Raw genomic sequence first — 15,614 nt, 5'->3', positions numbered from 1 at the left:
CAAAGATGATATTACGCTTCTCATAGATTTTGGTAGGGAACGTCAAGAACGTAGAGGATAGGAGAATTAAAGCTAATTATTTAGTGAAAAAAGAATGATTGAAGAAGGAGACAGGAGACAGGAGACAGGAGACAGGAGACAGGAGACAGGAGACAGGAGACAGGAGACAGGAGACAGGAGACAGGAGACAGGAGACAGGAGACAGGAGACAGGAGACAGGAGACAGTCGGAAAATTACATGGGGATTCGCTCCCCCAAGTAATTTTGAACACCGTGTAGACGGTGGGGCATTAAACCCACAAAGAAAATGATAAATCTATGGAATGTCCCTGCAAGGGCAAGGGTTGATCAAATAGTCTTAGTATAATTTCTGAAGGTTACACAAAGCAAAGTTGCTCTGATTTTTCTCTAATATAAAATCCGGTTATACAGTTATCGCACTTTCTACTTCCATTCAATGCAGACATAAAATTCCGGAATATCCCCAGAATAATTCCAACTCTCATCCTTATCTTCCTACTGACTCCTGACTCCTCTCGTCATACAATAACTAATTATCCGGATATTATATAAGCTTTTTTTCTTTCTGTCTTCTTCTACCAGAACAAGTTAAACTTCTCAACATTAGTTAACATTTTTTTAGAATTACCAATCTCAATATAAGTTAATAATTCATAATGGCCAACATCAAATTTGAACAAGAAAACCAGGAAATAATTGCTGCTGATGGAGCAAATTTAAGAATCAAGGCTCTAGAAAACCGCATTGACCTCTACACCTTTACAGGAAAAATGATGAATTGCGGAGGCTATGGACAATGTGGTACCTGTATTGTAGAGGTTGTTGAAGGTCTAGAAAATCTTTCACCCCGTACTCCAGTGGAAGAAAAAAAGTTGAAGAAGAAACCCCCTTCTTATAGATTAGCTTGTCAAACCATGGTTAACGGTCCTGTAACTATTAAAACAAAACCAAAGCGCAAATAGCAAATAATGGTATTCTTAACCTTGTGGTTTTTTTCAATTCAAGGTGGGTTAATCATGGCAGTTAATGATTTAGGCTTTGTGGCAACCATTTTGTTCATATTTGTGCCAGCCGTTTTCTTAATCATTTTATATATTCAAACTGGCAACAACGAAAGCTAAAAATTTAGCAGTTTACACACTCAGAGTAGGAGCATAATTTAAAAAATTGTCCTCCTACTTTGCCGTTTTTGTCTAACTAGCACTCTGGCGAGCTAACAATACAGGACAATTGGCATAAACCCGCACATAGTCCGATAGAGAATTTCCTAATAGTCGATCGAGGTCCACAAGATTTTTAGCACTGGATGGACGGCGGTCTGGCGAACCCAATATCAATAGGTCTACATTCAAATCCTGGGAAATTTTACAAATTTCTGGACCAGGTTTTCCACTTGCAGCAACACAGCGATATTTAATACCCATTTTTTTTGCTTCTGCTGCAGCTTCAGCTACAACAGGATCTTTTTCCGCATCGACAGTGTAATCTTGCATAGATTTTCCACTGGGGTCTTTCTTCACGTGACTCAAAATTAATTGTCCTCCAGGAATTTGATTCACTAAGGAAATAGCCAACTGTAGAGAACTTTTTCCTCCTTTTGATGAGTCTAGAGCTACCATCACATTTCTAATTTTTTTGACGTAGATATCGTCTTTCACCAGTAACATCGGATGAGAAGTTAACTGGAAAACATATTGACTAACTGAATTTTCCAGAATAGCTTGCAGTTTGCCTAAGCCCCGGGAACCCATAATAATTAGTTCAGATTCTTCTTCATCAGCTACTTGACAAACAATATCCTTGGGGTCTCCTTGTTTGAGTCGGGGATTAACTTTTTTTGGATCTATTTTTAAAGATTGAACAGCCTCTGCCAGGATTTTTCCACCTTCTTCTAACTTAGCAGACATACCTTCTGCACTAGGTTGAGGGGGGACAACGTGCAAGACAGTCACAGATGCTACTTGGAAGTAAGGGATGTCCATCAACATATTGAGCATCTGCTCACATAGTCCCCGACCAGCAACAGCTAACAAAATTTTGTTTATCATTTTTTAATTGAGTGAATCAGCAAATAATAACGTTTAAAAATAGCATAAATCTCCTGTACCCATGATAACTTTGAGAAATGTAGCGTTTTAGCAAATTTTGTAAAGTGGCCTCATCAGAACAATCTCAATCTCAGTTACCCACAAGTGCGATTGAAAATCAATCTACTCAGAAATCAGATGCTTGGTTTGAATATATAGTCCGAGTTCATCCTCATCACACTGATTATGCTGGTGTTGTTTGGCATGGGACTTATATTTCCTGGATGGAGGAGGCACGAATAGAAAGTTTGCGTTCTATTGGTATTGAGTATGCTGAGTTGGTTAACCTTGGTTGCGATTTACCAGTGGTAGAACTTTCAGTACGTTATCACAAAGCGGTCAAGTTTGGGATGGTAGTTGCAGTCAGGACTCGCATGACAAATACTCAAGGAGTCAAACTAGACTGGGATTACCAAATTCAATCTTTGGATGGTAAAGAATTATATGTTACAGCCAGAGTAACATTAGTAACTGTTGACCGAGAAAAAGGCAAAATCATGCGCCGTTTACCTCCAAAAGTAGAAGCAGCTTTAACCAAGCTTTATTGATAGTTGAGATTTATTTTTTATGTTATTAAGGAGGTAATAGACTGATAAAGTCTGTAATTACCTCCCAGTTCAGCTAATTCGCGAGATATTATCCATAGTTATCAGGAAAAAATTATCCCTGTTTTGAAAGAAAATGAAAGTTGACCAAACTCGATTAAAAATAGCTACAGAAAAAGCAAGGGAAAAATGTTAGAATTTGCGGAAAAAATTAAAGAGAAAGCAGCATCTACTGAAGCTATAGGTTAGCAAACTAAAAACAATTAAATTTTTAGTTGCTCAAAAAAATTACTTATAACAATTAATTATGGTCTCAATCACACAAACACTTGAAAATTGGATGCTCCCTCACAGGTTATGGAAGATAGGCGCTCCACTTCCTACCCCACTCCTAGAAAGTGCGACAACAGTTATTAATGACAAACTTTATATTTTTGGTGGCTTTACATTTAGATATAAATAAGCAAGATTTAATTTGAAAAAAAATTTACTAACTACAAATATATTTATTCTTTGCTGAAACTGAAAGAATTGTTTGCCAATGTTGATAATTTTACAGGACATAAAAAAGTCTAATATCGCTCTTTTTTGCCAAAGCAACTAATGAAACCAATAGTAATTATCTATCGCGACCAATTAATTCCCTAATCAGAAACTTTTATCCCCGCACAAGTGGAGAATTTTTCATCCTATCAAGGATTCTCCGTTGGCTCATCTGGCTTTTCCACTGCCAAATCAATGATTCCCCAGGATAGAGCGATTATTCTGGGTTACTTAGCCTCTCCTCCTGGTCTCTGAAAAACAGCCTACAAATTAACTGGTTTTATCCATCCTCGCTGGCTGAAATCTTTGCAAGATTTATCGCCTCAGTTAATTCACGCTCATTTTGGTCTGGATGGGGTTTTAGCACTGCCACTGGCAAAAAAGTTAAACGTACCCCTCATCATAACTTTTCATGGTTATTATGCTACCACAGAAATAACCCTAAATCAATCTCAAAGTTTTTATGCACAGACCTGGGATTTTGTCAAGAATCGCGGTCAATTTTTTCGATAATTATATTTTAGGAATCGCGATCGCCTATTTCAAGAAGCGGACTATTTTATTGCTGTTTCTGAATTGATCCGCTCTCAACTAATTGAAAAAGGATGTCTGTCAGAGAAAATTAAAGTTAATTATATCGGTATAGATGTAGATAAATTTACACCGAATCCAGAAGTAAAACTAGAACCGATTGTTTTATTTGTCGGATGGTTAATAGAAAAAAAAGGATGTGAATATTTGATTCGGGCGATCGCTCAAGTGCAAAAAACTATTCCTAATATAAAATTAGTAGTTATTGGCGACGGAATATTACGTTCATTTTTAGAAAGTTTAGCTGGAAGTTTGTTATCTAATTACTGTTTTCTTGGAGTTAAACCACCTGAAGTTGTCAAATAATTGATGAATAAAGCTTTTTTATTGGGAGCGCCAAGCGTTACTACTGCTACAGGAGAATCCGAGTGATTACCGATAGTTATTCTAGAAGCACAAGCAATGGGATTACCTGTTGTTAGTTCGATTCATGCAGGTATTCCAGAAGCAATAATTGATGGAGAAACGGGTTTTTTAGCACAAGAAAAAGATTGGGAGAGTCTAGCTAAATATATTTTGACTTTGTTTGAAAATGTGGAACTAAGAGAACAATTTTCTACCCTGGTTCGTAGACGGATATAAACATAATTTAACCTCAAATTAAATGCTGCAAAATTATAAAAAATCTATCATAATGTAATTAAAATTAATTAGATATCTACGAAAAATAATAGACTTTTTGCAGAAGTATACAACAGGCAATAGGAAATAAAATTGATTAAAAAATGTACAAAAAATGGTCTACATCTGCAATTTTATCAGATGTCTATTGAAGTATAAAATTTATAATTTTTCTGTAGATTATACCAATTAAAAAAAAGAATGTTACTAATAGTAAGAGGAATAAAAATACAAATGTAGGATATGCACTTTGACAAAGCGGTGCGACCCCGCGACGACAACAGTCGCACCTGGTAGCGCACCAAGAGAAAAGAATGATTTACGACCTAAAAAATGGTATTTAAACCATTCATTCTGACTCCTGACTCCTGATGACTGACTCCTAAGAAATATCCTAGCTATTTGTAGCAAACATTTATCAATTTGGTATTAAAGCTGGAATTGAAGATGATAGCCAGGGGATTTTAACATCATTTTCCCTCTTCAAAGGAGCTACGCTTACAGTAGAAAACTTATAATTATAATGAGTCTCGTAGTTTTGCTCTATCCCTAATATCAAGTCTCATTAATTAGACATAATAAAAATGATATTTTCTCAATTATTTTGAGAATCTATCAAATTGCCCCCTACTCTCTACTACCTAATAAATGTTATTTGTGGGTATTTAAAGAGACATGATATAAGACAAGTATTTAAAGGGATAGAGCAAAACTACAAACAAAAATTTTATGATAACTAATTATCCGCTGACATAGCTCCCCGAGAGAGGGCAAATGATATAAGTTTCAACTATCTCTTATTCTTTCCTTTATCTGAATTTAAAAGCTTAACAGCAGAGCCATCCTTCAACTTTTGCACCCCTGAAACAATCAACTTATCACCAGGTTGTAAACCAGACACTACCTCAGTCACATCACCCTTAACCAAACCTAACTCAATTATTTGGCGTTTTGCTTTCTGCTCCTCACCCGCTCCCTCCAACAAATACACAAACCTTTCTTCTCCTTGAAAACCTACCGCTGTCATTGGTACTACCACAGTTTGACGTCTATCCCAAATCACATTTACCCGCACAAACTGACTATCTCTTAACTTTCCGGCACTATTATCCACATCTGCTTTAACTAAAATAGTTTGAGAGTCACTACTAACAGTAGGAGAAATAAAACTAACTTCCCCCATTCCCACAGGTTTCTCTTCTGAATTCTTAATCTCCACAGGTAAACCCAATTTTAAATCCCCTCGTCGCTCTAAAGGAATTGGTAAATTTATTTCTAATACTTGATTTGCCGTCACAGTAGTAATAGTGTCATCATCAGTAACAAAATCTCCCATTTTCACAATCATATTTCCCACAATTCCAGCAAAGGGTGCTACAACTACCGTATCCCCTAACTCCGCTTCTAAACTCTCTACCTCTGCTTGTGCTGCTGCCACATCTGCATTCGCCTGAGAAATTTCTTCAGGACGAGTACCGTTTTGTAACTCCTCTAAATTACTAAGAGCTTCTGCAACCTCCGCCTCTGCTCTAGCAATTTCTTCAGGACGAGTGCCGTTTTGTAACTCCTCTAAATTACTACGAGCTTCTGCAACCTCCGCTTCTGCTCTAGCAATTTCTTCGGGGCGAGTGCCATTTTCTAACCTTCTCAATACTTGGCGTTGTTGTTCCACTGCTGCTTCTAATGTCTCAATTGTAGACTCTCTATTTCTTTGTAATTGAGTCACTCGTCTTTTTGCTTCCTCTACTCTTGCTTTAGCTGCCTTCTCTTGTTTAAAAATTTCCTGAAACGTTAATTCAGCGATCGCTCCTTCTGCTCTCAAATTTTGATTTCGCTTTACTTGTTCGCTAGCTAACTCTAATTCTGCTTGTTGTAATTCTATTTGCGCCTTAGCTTGAGCAATTTCTTCTAACAGACTACCTGACTTGGCATTGGCCAGTCGTGCTTCTGCCTCTTGTAGTTGTGCTTTTGCCTGAGCAATTTCTTCATCACGAGTACCTGCTTGCAGTTCTGCTAAACTTGCTTGAGATTGATTAAGACGCGCTCTAGCTACTGCAATTTGTTCTGGTCTTGCTCCAGTTTTGAGTTCTGCTAAACGTGCTTGAGATTGGTTAAGACGCGCTCTAGATGCGGCAATTTGTTCTGGCCTTGCTCCGGTTTTGAGTTCTGCTAAACGTGCTTGAGTTCGCCGGAGGTTTGCTTTAGTTCTCCTTAAGTTGGCTTCCACATTATCACTTTTGAGCTTGGCGATCGCCTGCCATTTGGATATAAAGGTTCCTTCCTGGGCTAAAATTTCTATTACTCTACCATCTATTTCTGGTCTAATTCTGACTGAGCGTTTGGCTTCGAGAGTCCCGAAAAATTCTGAGGTTTCTTGGAGGGAGGTAGTTTCTATTGGTATGGCTTTAACTAGGGTACTTCGTCGTCTACCTGGAGCTACTGTTGATGGTTTGTTAGCTGTTTCGCTACTTTGAGACTGCCACCATTGTCCTCCTAAAAATCCTACTCCGAGGGTGGTAATAATTACTGTTGCCCAAAGTACACCAGAAAAATTCTTTTTGTCAGGTTGAAACTGTTCCGGAACAGTTTTTGTCTGGTCTTTATATAGTTCTATTTTGGTATTTTCTTGTATATTTTCTGATGGTTTAGTTTTGTCTTTAATTCCTGAGTTTGATGAATTTAAGTTGGGCATTTTTTTTGATATTTATTGTTGCTTTTTTTGACTAATTATTTCTACAGTTAATATAGAGTTAAAATGAGTTTTTTTTGCTTGATTAGATGTAAGCATTTTCTGCGGAATGCTGGGCAAACAGTTATTCGCTGTCAGCAATAAGGATCAGTTTATGTAGTAAGCTCTAATTTGTCGTAATTTCTGTTAATGAATAAACTGTTATCTAGAACCAAAAATAATAGCTGATGGCTGATTGCTGATGGCTGATTGCTTACTATTAGATTCAAAATTTATCAGTTCTAATTCTTTGACTAATTCTTCTCTGAGCCATTGCGTTTCTGAATTAAGCATTGATTTTGCTCGATTCCAAGCCGAAAATTGATAGGGGTCTCGTTGTATATTTTCAGATTGTTGACTATCTAAATATTCTTGACGTAGTTGACAAACTATTAAACGATGTTCGATCAGTTTTACTCGTTCTATGGGTTCTAAATCACTGAAAAAGAAAAATTTAATCAGAAATCTAGAGCGACCTTTTACCCAACTTTCTTTGAGATTTTCTAGCATTTTTTCACGCCAGCGATCGCGCCCTTTTTCTGTTATTTTATAGATTTTACGACTACACCCGGCTTCCCCTGGTTCTTCTGTAACTACGAAAATATAACCCCGCTCTTCTAATCGTTTCAGCAACGGATATATAGCACCATAGTTGATACTAATACAGCTACTCATAAATAACTCTAGCTGTTGCTTTAAACGATAGCCGTGCAGAGGCTTCTTTTGCAGTAAACCGAGGGCAGATAACTCAAGCATTTATATCAGTCTGATATATTTGTTCATTATTTGATTATATTTCAATTAATTTTATCTGGCCAAATAAAAATTAAAAAATCTTCAACTTATATTATATGACCTGTGAGTTGGGTAGGGAAAGCGTCGGATTGGCGGTGCATAGAAGTCATAAGTCAGAATGGTTGGGGGTAAGTTTGGATAAGTTCAGTGTTAACATCTTCCTTCTCTTTTATTGCGTATGTCGCAATAATACAATGTAAGATAAATGTGTTTCAGGGTTTGATTGAGAGACTAAGAGCGATCGCTTATATCAGATATAAAATCCTTATGGGAGCTATATTTTGTGAGGTAGTTCTATTTCAACGAAGGCGGATACCTTATACCATAAGGGTTTTATCAAGCTCCTAGCTAACATCTTCCTTCTCTTTTATTGCGTATGTCGCAATAATACAATGTAAGACAAATGTATTTCAGGGTTTGGTTGAGAGACTAAGAGCGATCGCTTGTCTGAGATATAAAACCCTTATGGGAGCTATATTTTGTGAGGTAGTTCTATTTCAACGAAGGCGGATACCTTATACCATAAGGGTTTTATCAAGCTCCTAGCTAACATCTTCCTTCTCTTTTATTGCGTATATCGCAATAATACAATGTAAGATAAATGTATTTCAGGGTTTGGTTGAGAGACTAAGAGCGATCGCTTGTCTGAGATATAAAACCCTTATGGGAGCTATATTTTGTGAGGTAGTTCTATTTCAACGAAGGCGGATACCTTATACCATCTCTCAAAAACTTTTCTACATTTTCTTGAGGTGAAGAATTAATACTAACTAACTAATAATTACCAAAAATGTCCTGGCGGCTTGTGTTAATTACTTAATAATTGAAGTGCGACTTAAGTTAAGCATTAATGCATGGTAATTGGTATCAGGTATAAATCAAACTACTACTACTGCAAAGATAATATACCCCTCCGGAAAAGAGGGAGTAGGGAGCAGGGTGAAATAATTGATGATTTATGCGTATGGAATTGATTTTATTTTTGATTATCGGAGATATCTAATGAAAATTACCAGCTACTTCACCTATTAAATACGTTATTGATATAGATAGATATCTACCCTTAATATAGATAAAAGGCCACGACTCAAAAATACTAATGAAAAATTTCTGGAAACAAATAGCAACAGATGGGTCAAATAAAATTAATAACCATCACCCATCATCACGCAACCCTAAAGCTAATACCCAAAACACCAAAACAATTCTTTTTCAAAAATATAGAAAACTTATATGGAGAATTCTAGCCACTGGGATAATTGCTCAAGGTGCCTTACTAGGAACTCCAGCTTTTGCTAATAAAAGTAATACTCAAAACTCTCTGAGCTACACTCAGCTACTCGAGAAAATTAAAGCTGGTGAAGTTACAGAAATAGATGCTTATCCCTCTCAAGGAATTGCTAAAGTTAGCCTGAAAGGGCAAAAAAGTAATGAACCTATGTATACCGTCAATATTTTTGAGTACAACCCAGAACTACTGGATTTAGTTCGCGCTGAAAAAATTGACTTTGAACTCAAGCGCACTCCCGACAATAGCGCTGCAATAGGCATTCTATTCAATATCCTCATCGTCTTTGTAGTTATCATTGTGCTGCTAAGTATTCTGCGTCGCTCTAGTCAGTCACAGGGAAATGCTTTAAACTTTGGCAAGTCCAGGGCACGTTTTCAAATGGAGGCCAAAACAGGAGTATTATTCGATGATGTGGCAGGTATTGAAGAAGCAAAAGAAGAACTTCAGGAAGTAGTCAGTTTCCTCAAAAAGCCAGAAAAATTTACAGCTATTGGGGCGAAAATTCCTAAAGGAGTACTTTTGGTAGGGCCTCCGGGAACAGGTAAAACTCTATTGGCAAAAGCGATCGCTGGAGAAGCAGGAGTTCCATTTTTTAGTATCTCAGGCTCAGAATTTGTGGAAATGTTCGTGGGTGTGGGAGCTTCTCGCGTCAGGGACTTATTTCGCAAAGCCAAAGAAAATGCTCCTTGCATCATATTTATAGATGAAATAGATGCGGTGGGTAGACAAAGAGGAGCTGGTATTGGTGGGGGTAACGATGAACGGGAACAAACCCTAAACCAGTTACTGACAGAGATGGATGGGTTTGAAGGCAATACAGGCATCATTATTATCGCTGCAACTAACCGCCCTGATGTCCTGGATGCTGCATTATTACGTCCTGGTCGTTTTGATAGACAAGTAACTGTAGACTTGCCTGCTTATAATGGACGCTTGGGAATTTTGGAAGTCCATGCTCGGAATAAAAAACTAACTCCAGAGATTTCCTTGGAGGCGATCGCTCGACGGACACCAGGTTTTTCGGGAGCAGATTTAGCCAATATGCTGAATGAAGCAGCTATTCTGACTGCTAGAAGACGTAAGGAAGCAATTACACCCTCGGAAGTTGATGATGCTATTGACCGAGTGACTATCGGTTTGAGTCTAACTCCATTATTGGATAGTAAGAAAAAACGGTTAATTGCTTACCATGAAGTCGGACACGCTTTGTTAATGACTGTGCTCAAAAATTCTGACCCTTTAAATAAGGTGAGTATTATTCCTCGTTCTGGAGGAGTGGGTGGTTTTGCTCAACCAATTATGGATGAAGGAATGGTTGACAGTGGGTTATATACTCGTTCTTGGTTAATAGACAGAATTACAATTTCTTTAGGTGGGCGTGCTGCAGAGGAAGAAATTTTTGGCCCTGCGGAGGTAACGGTGGGAGCTGCTAACGATATTAGGAGTGTGGCTAATTTGACCCGTGAAATGGTAACTCGTTATGGAATGTCAGATTTAGGGCCAGTTGCTTTAGAGAATCCTAGTGAGGAAGTCTTTTTGGGTCGGGGTTGGCAGTCACAGTCAGAATATTCTGAGGAAGTAGCTACTAAGATTGACCATCAAGTTCGAGCAATAGCTGTTCATTGTCATGAAGAAGCTCGCCGAATCATTAGAGAAAATCGTGTGGTGATGGACAGGTTGGTAGACCTTTTAATAGAAAAGGAAACTATTGAGGGTGAAGAGTTCCGAAGAATTGTTTCGGAATACACAACATTACCTGAGAAACAGGCACTTTCTATTAATTTAGAAAAGAAAAGTTGAGGTTTAATCTATAGGCAGGGAAAAGGGAACAGGCAATAGGGAACAGAGGGAAAAATATTTCTCTGTATAAGGTTTATTATCAGCATAAGTCCTAACCAACCTATTCTTTGCTATATAGCATTACGCAATTAGGGCGCGGACAATACTAAATGCTGAAAGTAAGTCAGATATTACTTTTGACTGTTAGATATGCGTCTTACATTCTATTGGCGTAGCCTTTCCGCAGGAAATGGAAACCTCGCCAATTAGCACTCGCTTTTGTAGGGGTAAATGGCCATTCGTCCCTGCTGATTTCTAATACCAATTCCCATGCATTATTGCTATACTTGGGCAATACTTCAGTTGTCAACTAATCACCACAACCAAAATCACTTTGCATGCTAATTTTAGCTCGCGAATGATGTTAATTATTCTTATGTTTACTTCTCCCCCGCTCCCCCACTCCCCTACTCCCCTGCTCAACAAAATGTAGAAAAGTTTTTGATAAATGGTATAACTTGCAGAATAATTAAGGTTGAAAGCCTCTCATTTAAAAGAGAAAAAAGAAAAAATTTTCCCTTTTGCGTCAATCCTATCCGTTTTCAAGGAGAGGTAATAATTAATAATTAATTATTAATTGTTGAACTATCTACCCTCTAAACCTGATAGACTCCTAGTTTGTTGAGCATACATCTCTCGTAAAATTAAACCAGGGTCTACCCAACGACCCCCATATTTCAAACCCCAATGAAGATGGGGGCCACTGGTTCGACCAGTCATTCCCACTCTCGCTATTCGAGTCCCGGCGGGTAGAACTTGACCTTGAAGTAGCATAATTCCACCACCACGATCCACTAAATAACGACGCCCACCATGAGTTTCTACGCCTCCTTGAACGTGGCAGTAAACGTGTTCCCAATAGCCTGACTTAATTACAATGCCAGTCCCACATCGCCTATCTTCCCAAACTTCTACAACTTTTCCTGACCACCAATTTCGGATGTAGCTTCCTTGAGGTGCTGCTAGGTCTAACCCATAATGAAATCCCCCTCCTCTAGGGCCAAAGGGAGATGTATATCCTTGAAAGTTTTCGACTGGGAAGGAAGCATTTTGCCAGTTATTGACGTAGGCTATTTGTTGATTATTAATTGTGGGTTCTTGAGCTGTGACTAATTCTTGTTTGAGTCCTGTGGTGGTGAAGCCAACTCCGATGATTCCTAGTAATAATAAAATTTTTTTTGATTTATTAAAATACTGCTTTATAGGATTAGATACCAAAGGCAAACCAAGAGGGATTGGATTTGACATGGTTTTTATTCACTCCTCAATTTCTTGTTACCAGGGATGATTTGACGCATCTGAAGATTCTGAGGAATTGTATCATAATTTAACCATATTGCCATTAATAAATAGCATTGTTAGGTATAGGCTAATCTATAGAGCTTGTCTCCAGAAATTCTGAAATTAACGCTAGATATAGAGAACAAAAACTATAGTGCTATGTATATGTAGTGTTTCAATCCTGAAAATGGAAAATACTCACTCATTTATCCTCATTTGGCTCAAATAGAATTAGTCTATAGGCAAATCTATGAGCTTGTCTCCAGAAATTCTGAAATTAACGCTAGATATAGAGAACAAAAACTATAGTGCTATGTATATGTAGTGTTTCAATCCTGAAAATGGAAAATACTCACTCATTTATCCTCATTGGTCTCAAATAGAATTAGTCTATCAGCAAATCTATGAGCTTGTCTCCAAAAATTCCGAGATTAACGCTAGATATAGAGAACAAAAACTATAGTGCTATATATATGTAGTGTTTCAATCCTGAAAATAGAAAATGCTCACTCATTTTTACTCATTTGGCTCAAATAGAATTAGTCTATCAGCAAATCTATGAGCTTGTCTCCAGAAATTCCGAGATTAACGCTAGATATAGAGAACAAAAACTATAGTGCTATATATATGTAGTGTTTGAGCGACTCAAATAGAAAGTCCTCACTCATTTTTGCTCAGTATGAGTAAATTTAGAGGTCTGAGCAATTTACTACGCAATTATTTCCAGTAGTTTCTATTGGTATATTAGTTTGAGGAAAGGTGGCGAGCAGATCAAAAGCTCTAAACTCAGATAACACAATATTTTTTCTTCTTCCCTCTTCTCTCTTCCCTCTTCCCTCTTCCCTCTTCCTTCTCACAAAATGTCAAATTGGTATTTCAATCACAAATTCCGCTCCTTTTTCAGGAGAAGAAATACATTTTATTCTACCTTCATGTTGTTCAACAATAATTTGATAACTGATTGATAGTCCTAAACCTTTGCCTTGACTGACTGGTTTAGTTGTAAAAAAGGGGTCGAAGATTTTAGAGCAATTTTCCTCTGTTATACCTAAGCCATTATCAGAAATATAAATCCCGAGCCAATCATTTTCTAATTTTTCTGTTCTGATAGAAATTGTTGGTTGTTCTACTCCATATTTATTCTGATAAAATTTTATTTCTAGTGCATGAATGGCATGATTAATAATATTCATTATTGCTTGCTTTAATGCGTTAGGAAAACAGTTAACTAGAGGCAGCTCGCCATAATCTTGAATGACTTGAATCTGAAACAATGGATTTTGTAAACGGGGTTGAATAATTAGTAATATACTGTCCATAATTACATGAATATCTACAGATATTACTTTTGCTGTATCTAAGCTGGAGAAAACTTGCAATGATTTAACAATTTTACTAATACGGTTTGCCCCTCCTCTCATTCTACCTAATAACTTGGATAAGTTTTCCTCAATATAATCCAATTCAATTTCTTTAATTTTGTCTATAACTTCATCAGGTAAATTTGAAGAATTTCTATGCAAAATATGAGCTAAATCTAATTAATCTTTCGTATAGTCATCAATGTGATTTAAGTTACCCAAAATAAAGGTTACAGGATTATTAATCTCATGAGCAACTCCGGCAAGCATTTCTCCTAAACTAGACATTTTTTCCGCATGAATGAGTTGAGCTTGAGTTTTTTTAAACTTTTCCAGAGTTTCTTGTAAGTAAATATTTTGCTTTTTTAAAGCTGTTTACGCTAATTTACGCTCAATTTAAGCCACATAGTGAGCAGCAAATATTTTTAAGATAGATTTTTGTTGTTCATCATTGTGTTTTAAAGGTTTAGTATCTAAGCCTGCAATATAACCGATATTTTTTCCATGACTATCTACAATAGAAATCCCTAAATAACTTTCAGCTTGCAAAGTTAATAAATCTCGATCTTCTGGGAATAGTTGTTGAATTGAATGGTGATAAATTTGCAGACCTGTTTCATAAATGGTACTACAAGGAGTTCCTTCTATATAATATTTAAAATTAGGTATAAACCTGTCTCCTGGCCAAAAAGATAATACCCTAATTTGTGGTCGAGTACTGTCTATAAATTCTCCAATAAATCCATATTTTATTTGCAAAACTTGAGCCAGGTATTGAGCACAAGCCTGAAAAAAAAATATTCGCCGATTTTTAGATGCAATTCCTGCAACAATGAATTTGAAATTATATTCCGATTCAAAATCATAATTTGTAATTACATTATTATATAATTCTAGATATTATTTATATATATTTGCCTTGTTCGTAAATCATCCTTCGGCTATTTATTCAAGTTCACTCAGTATGAATTCTGAGATATTTATTTATCGTGTTTTACTTGATTTTTGTCTTCTTAAGCATCTTCAAATAGTTAGATGTAATCCAGAGCTACACTTCACCCGTCTAGTTATTTTTTCATTACTTGATTGAGCAGTCTTAAAGCTGATAATTTTTAGATATAAACTATTATTCTGTTTATTTAACAATTATATTAACTTGTTCTAGATATAATCCTAATTTCAGTGATTTTTCCGACCGAGTAACAACAGATAATACCAATTATCTAATTTCATGTTTATGTTTAATTGAATACTTAAAATATAATCATTCCTGAAATTTGTTATAATCGAAGAATTTAATATTTTGCCTAATAAATAAAATATAAGATTTTAAAAAATGATACTTGATGAAATTTTTCCTTTTAGATTGGCCATAGATGCTACGGCGATCGCAGGTGCATCTCTCTGGTCTTTGGCCTTATATTGGGGTTTTTCTCCTCTGAGTGAGTGGGTGACGTTACAACTTAACCGTTGGTTTAATTTTGCAGAAAGAGCATTGTATACATCTGAGAAAGAATTTGAAAAGACGCGCAAAGCAAGAGAATCTCAGAATGCTTTTTATGCTTCTATTTTGAGTATTGTGCCTTTTTTAATTGTAGGAAGTTTGTGCAATTGGGGTGTAGAAATTGGTTTAGATAAAAGTTGGTCAATTAGTATTGGGATAATTGTTTGTGTAATCTGTGGTGTTTATGAATTGGGAAGAAGAGATAGTAAATCTTCTTAAATAAGACTTCTTGCAGAAGTCAGGCAATAGGGAATAGGGAATGGGGAATAGGGAGATGAAATTGTTGATTTCATATCTTGAATTAATTTAATTAAAACTTTTGCAAGAAGTCTATAGTAGTTAAGTAGAACAGGCTAAAAAAAAGACGTTGCATTTTTAATCAAAAAACTCTTAAAGGCAATGAATAT

15 protein-coding genes and 1 pseudogene are annotated in these 15,614 nt (G+C 36.5%); 8 read left to right on the top strand and 8 right to left on the bottom strand.

The window, feature by feature from the left end; translation table 11 throughout:
- Positions 1-98: 98 nt before the first annotated feature.
- From F6K18_RS11085 to psbM, 3 genes are all read left to right on the top strand, one after another.
- Positions 99-311: a hypothetical protein gene (locus tag F6K18_RS11085; protein ID WP_287520830.1), complete on the top strand. Its 213-nt coding sequence runs from the start codon at positions 99-101 to the stop codon at positions 309-311.
- A 366-nt stretch (positions 312-677) separates the two neighbouring features.
- On the top strand, positions 678-983 hold the full coding sequence (locus F6K18_RS11080; RefSeq protein ID WP_287239205.1) for a 2Fe-2S iron-sulfur cluster-binding protein: 306 nt from the start codon (positions 678-680) through the stop codon (positions 981-983).
- Between the two features lie 54 nt (positions 984-1,037).
- Complete coding sequence (psbM, locus tag F6K18_RS11075; RefSeq protein ID WP_124147322.1) at positions 1,038-1,142, top strand: photosystem II reaction center protein PsbM; 105 nt, start codon at positions 1,038-1,040, stop codon at positions 1,140-1,142.
- 72 nt (positions 1,143-1,214) lie between these two features.
- Here psbM and F6K18_RS11070 read toward each other — a convergent pair whose 3' ends face one another.
- Entirely contained in the window at positions 1,215-2,069 is an 855-nt protein-coding gene (locus F6K18_RS11070) for a universal stress protein (protein ID WP_287520827.1), read from the bottom strand.
- A gap of 104 nt (positions 2,070-2,173) precedes the next feature.
- Between F6K18_RS11070 and F6K18_RS11065 the strand changes: the two genes are divergently transcribed.
- The 3 genes and pseudogenes from F6K18_RS11065 (at position 2,174) to F6K18_RS11055 (ending at position 4,369) form a co-directional block, all read left to right on the top strand.
- Complete coding sequence (locus F6K18_RS11065; protein WP_124147324.1) at positions 2,174-2,656, top strand: thioesterase family protein; 483 nt, start codon at positions 2,174-2,176, stop codon at positions 2,654-2,656.
- Between the two features lie 822 nt (positions 2,657-3,478).
- Entirely contained in the window at positions 3,479-3,709 is a 231-nt protein-coding gene (locus F6K18_RS11060) for a glycosyltransferase (protein WP_353735063.1), read from the top strand.
- Between the two features lie 63 nt (positions 3,710-3,772).
- Positions 3,773-4,369: pseudogene (locus F6K18_RS11055) on the top strand (glycosyltransferase).
- A gap of 246 nt (positions 4,370-4,615) precedes the next feature.
- Here the strand turns inward: F6K18_RS11055 and F6K18_RS11050 are convergent.
- The 3 genes from F6K18_RS11050 to F6K18_RS11040 form a co-directional block, all read right to left on the bottom strand.
- Positions 4,616-4,819, bottom strand: a complete 204-nt coding sequence (locus tag F6K18_RS11050) for a hypothetical protein (protein ID WP_287520825.1) — start codon at positions 4,817-4,819, stop codon at positions 4,616-4,618.
- 379 nt (positions 4,820-5,198) lie between these two features.
- A complete protein-coding gene (locus tag F6K18_RS11045) occupies positions 5,199-7,100 on the bottom strand; it encodes an efflux RND transporter periplasmic adaptor subunit (RefSeq protein WP_287520823.1) in 1,902 nt (633 codons plus the stop codon).
- 198 nt (positions 7,101-7,298) lie between these two features.
- On the bottom strand, positions 7,299-7,892 hold the full coding sequence (locus F6K18_RS11040; RefSeq protein WP_287520821.1) for a PadR family transcriptional regulator: 594 nt from the start codon (positions 7,890-7,892) through the stop codon (positions 7,299-7,301).
- Positions 7,893-9,030: 1,138 nt separating this feature from the next.
- Between F6K18_RS11040 and ftsH the strand changes: the two genes are divergently transcribed.
- Positions 9,031-11,022 carry an ATP-dependent zinc metalloprotease FtsH gene (gene ftsH / locus F6K18_RS11035; RefSeq protein ID WP_287520820.1) on the top strand — a complete coding sequence of 664 codons (1,992 nt, stop codon included), beginning with the start codon at positions 9,031-9,033 and terminating at the stop codon, positions 11,020-11,022.
- A gap of 624 nt (positions 11,023-11,646) precedes the next feature.
- Here the strand turns inward: ftsH and F6K18_RS11030 are convergent.
- From F6K18_RS11030 to F6K18_RS11020, 4 genes are all read right to left on the bottom strand, one after another.
- Complete coding sequence (locus F6K18_RS11030) at positions 11,647-12,309, bottom strand: M23 family metallopeptidase (RefSeq protein WP_287520818.1); 663 nt, start codon at positions 12,307-12,309, stop codon at positions 11,647-11,649.
- 896 nt (positions 12,310-13,205) lie between these two features.
- On the bottom strand, positions 13,206-13,865 hold the full coding sequence (locus F6K18_RS11025) for a sensor histidine kinase (RefSeq protein ID WP_287520817.1): 660 nt from the start codon (positions 13,863-13,865) through the stop codon (positions 13,206-13,208).
- An 18-nt stretch (positions 13,866-13,883) separates the two neighbouring features.
- Positions 13,884-13,973, bottom strand: coding sequence for a hypothetical protein (locus F6K18_RS36565; protein ID WP_353735062.1), 90 nt, complete (start codon positions 13,971-13,973; stop codon positions 13,884-13,886).
- Positions 13,974-14,099: 126 nt separating this feature from the next.
- Positions 14,100-14,462, bottom strand: a complete 363-nt coding sequence (locus F6K18_RS11020) for a hypothetical protein (RefSeq protein WP_287520816.1) — start codon at positions 14,460-14,462, stop codon at positions 14,100-14,102.
- 580 nt (positions 14,463-15,042) lie between these two features.
- Here F6K18_RS11020 and F6K18_RS11015 point away from each other — a divergent pair.
- Positions 15,043-15,426, top strand: coding sequence for a hypothetical protein (locus F6K18_RS11015; RefSeq protein WP_287521272.1), 384 nt, complete (start codon positions 15,043-15,045; stop codon positions 15,424-15,426).
- The last annotated feature ends 188 nt before the right edge of the window (positions 15,427-15,614 follow it).

It is taken from the genome of Okeania sp. SIO2C2, assembly GCF_010692625.1.
GTDB classification, from domain to species: domain Bacteria; phylum Cyanobacteriota; class Cyanobacteriia; order Cyanobacteriales; family Microcoleaceae; genus Okeania; species Okeania hirsuta.
This window is presented reverse-complemented; position numbering and strand designations above follow the sequence as displayed.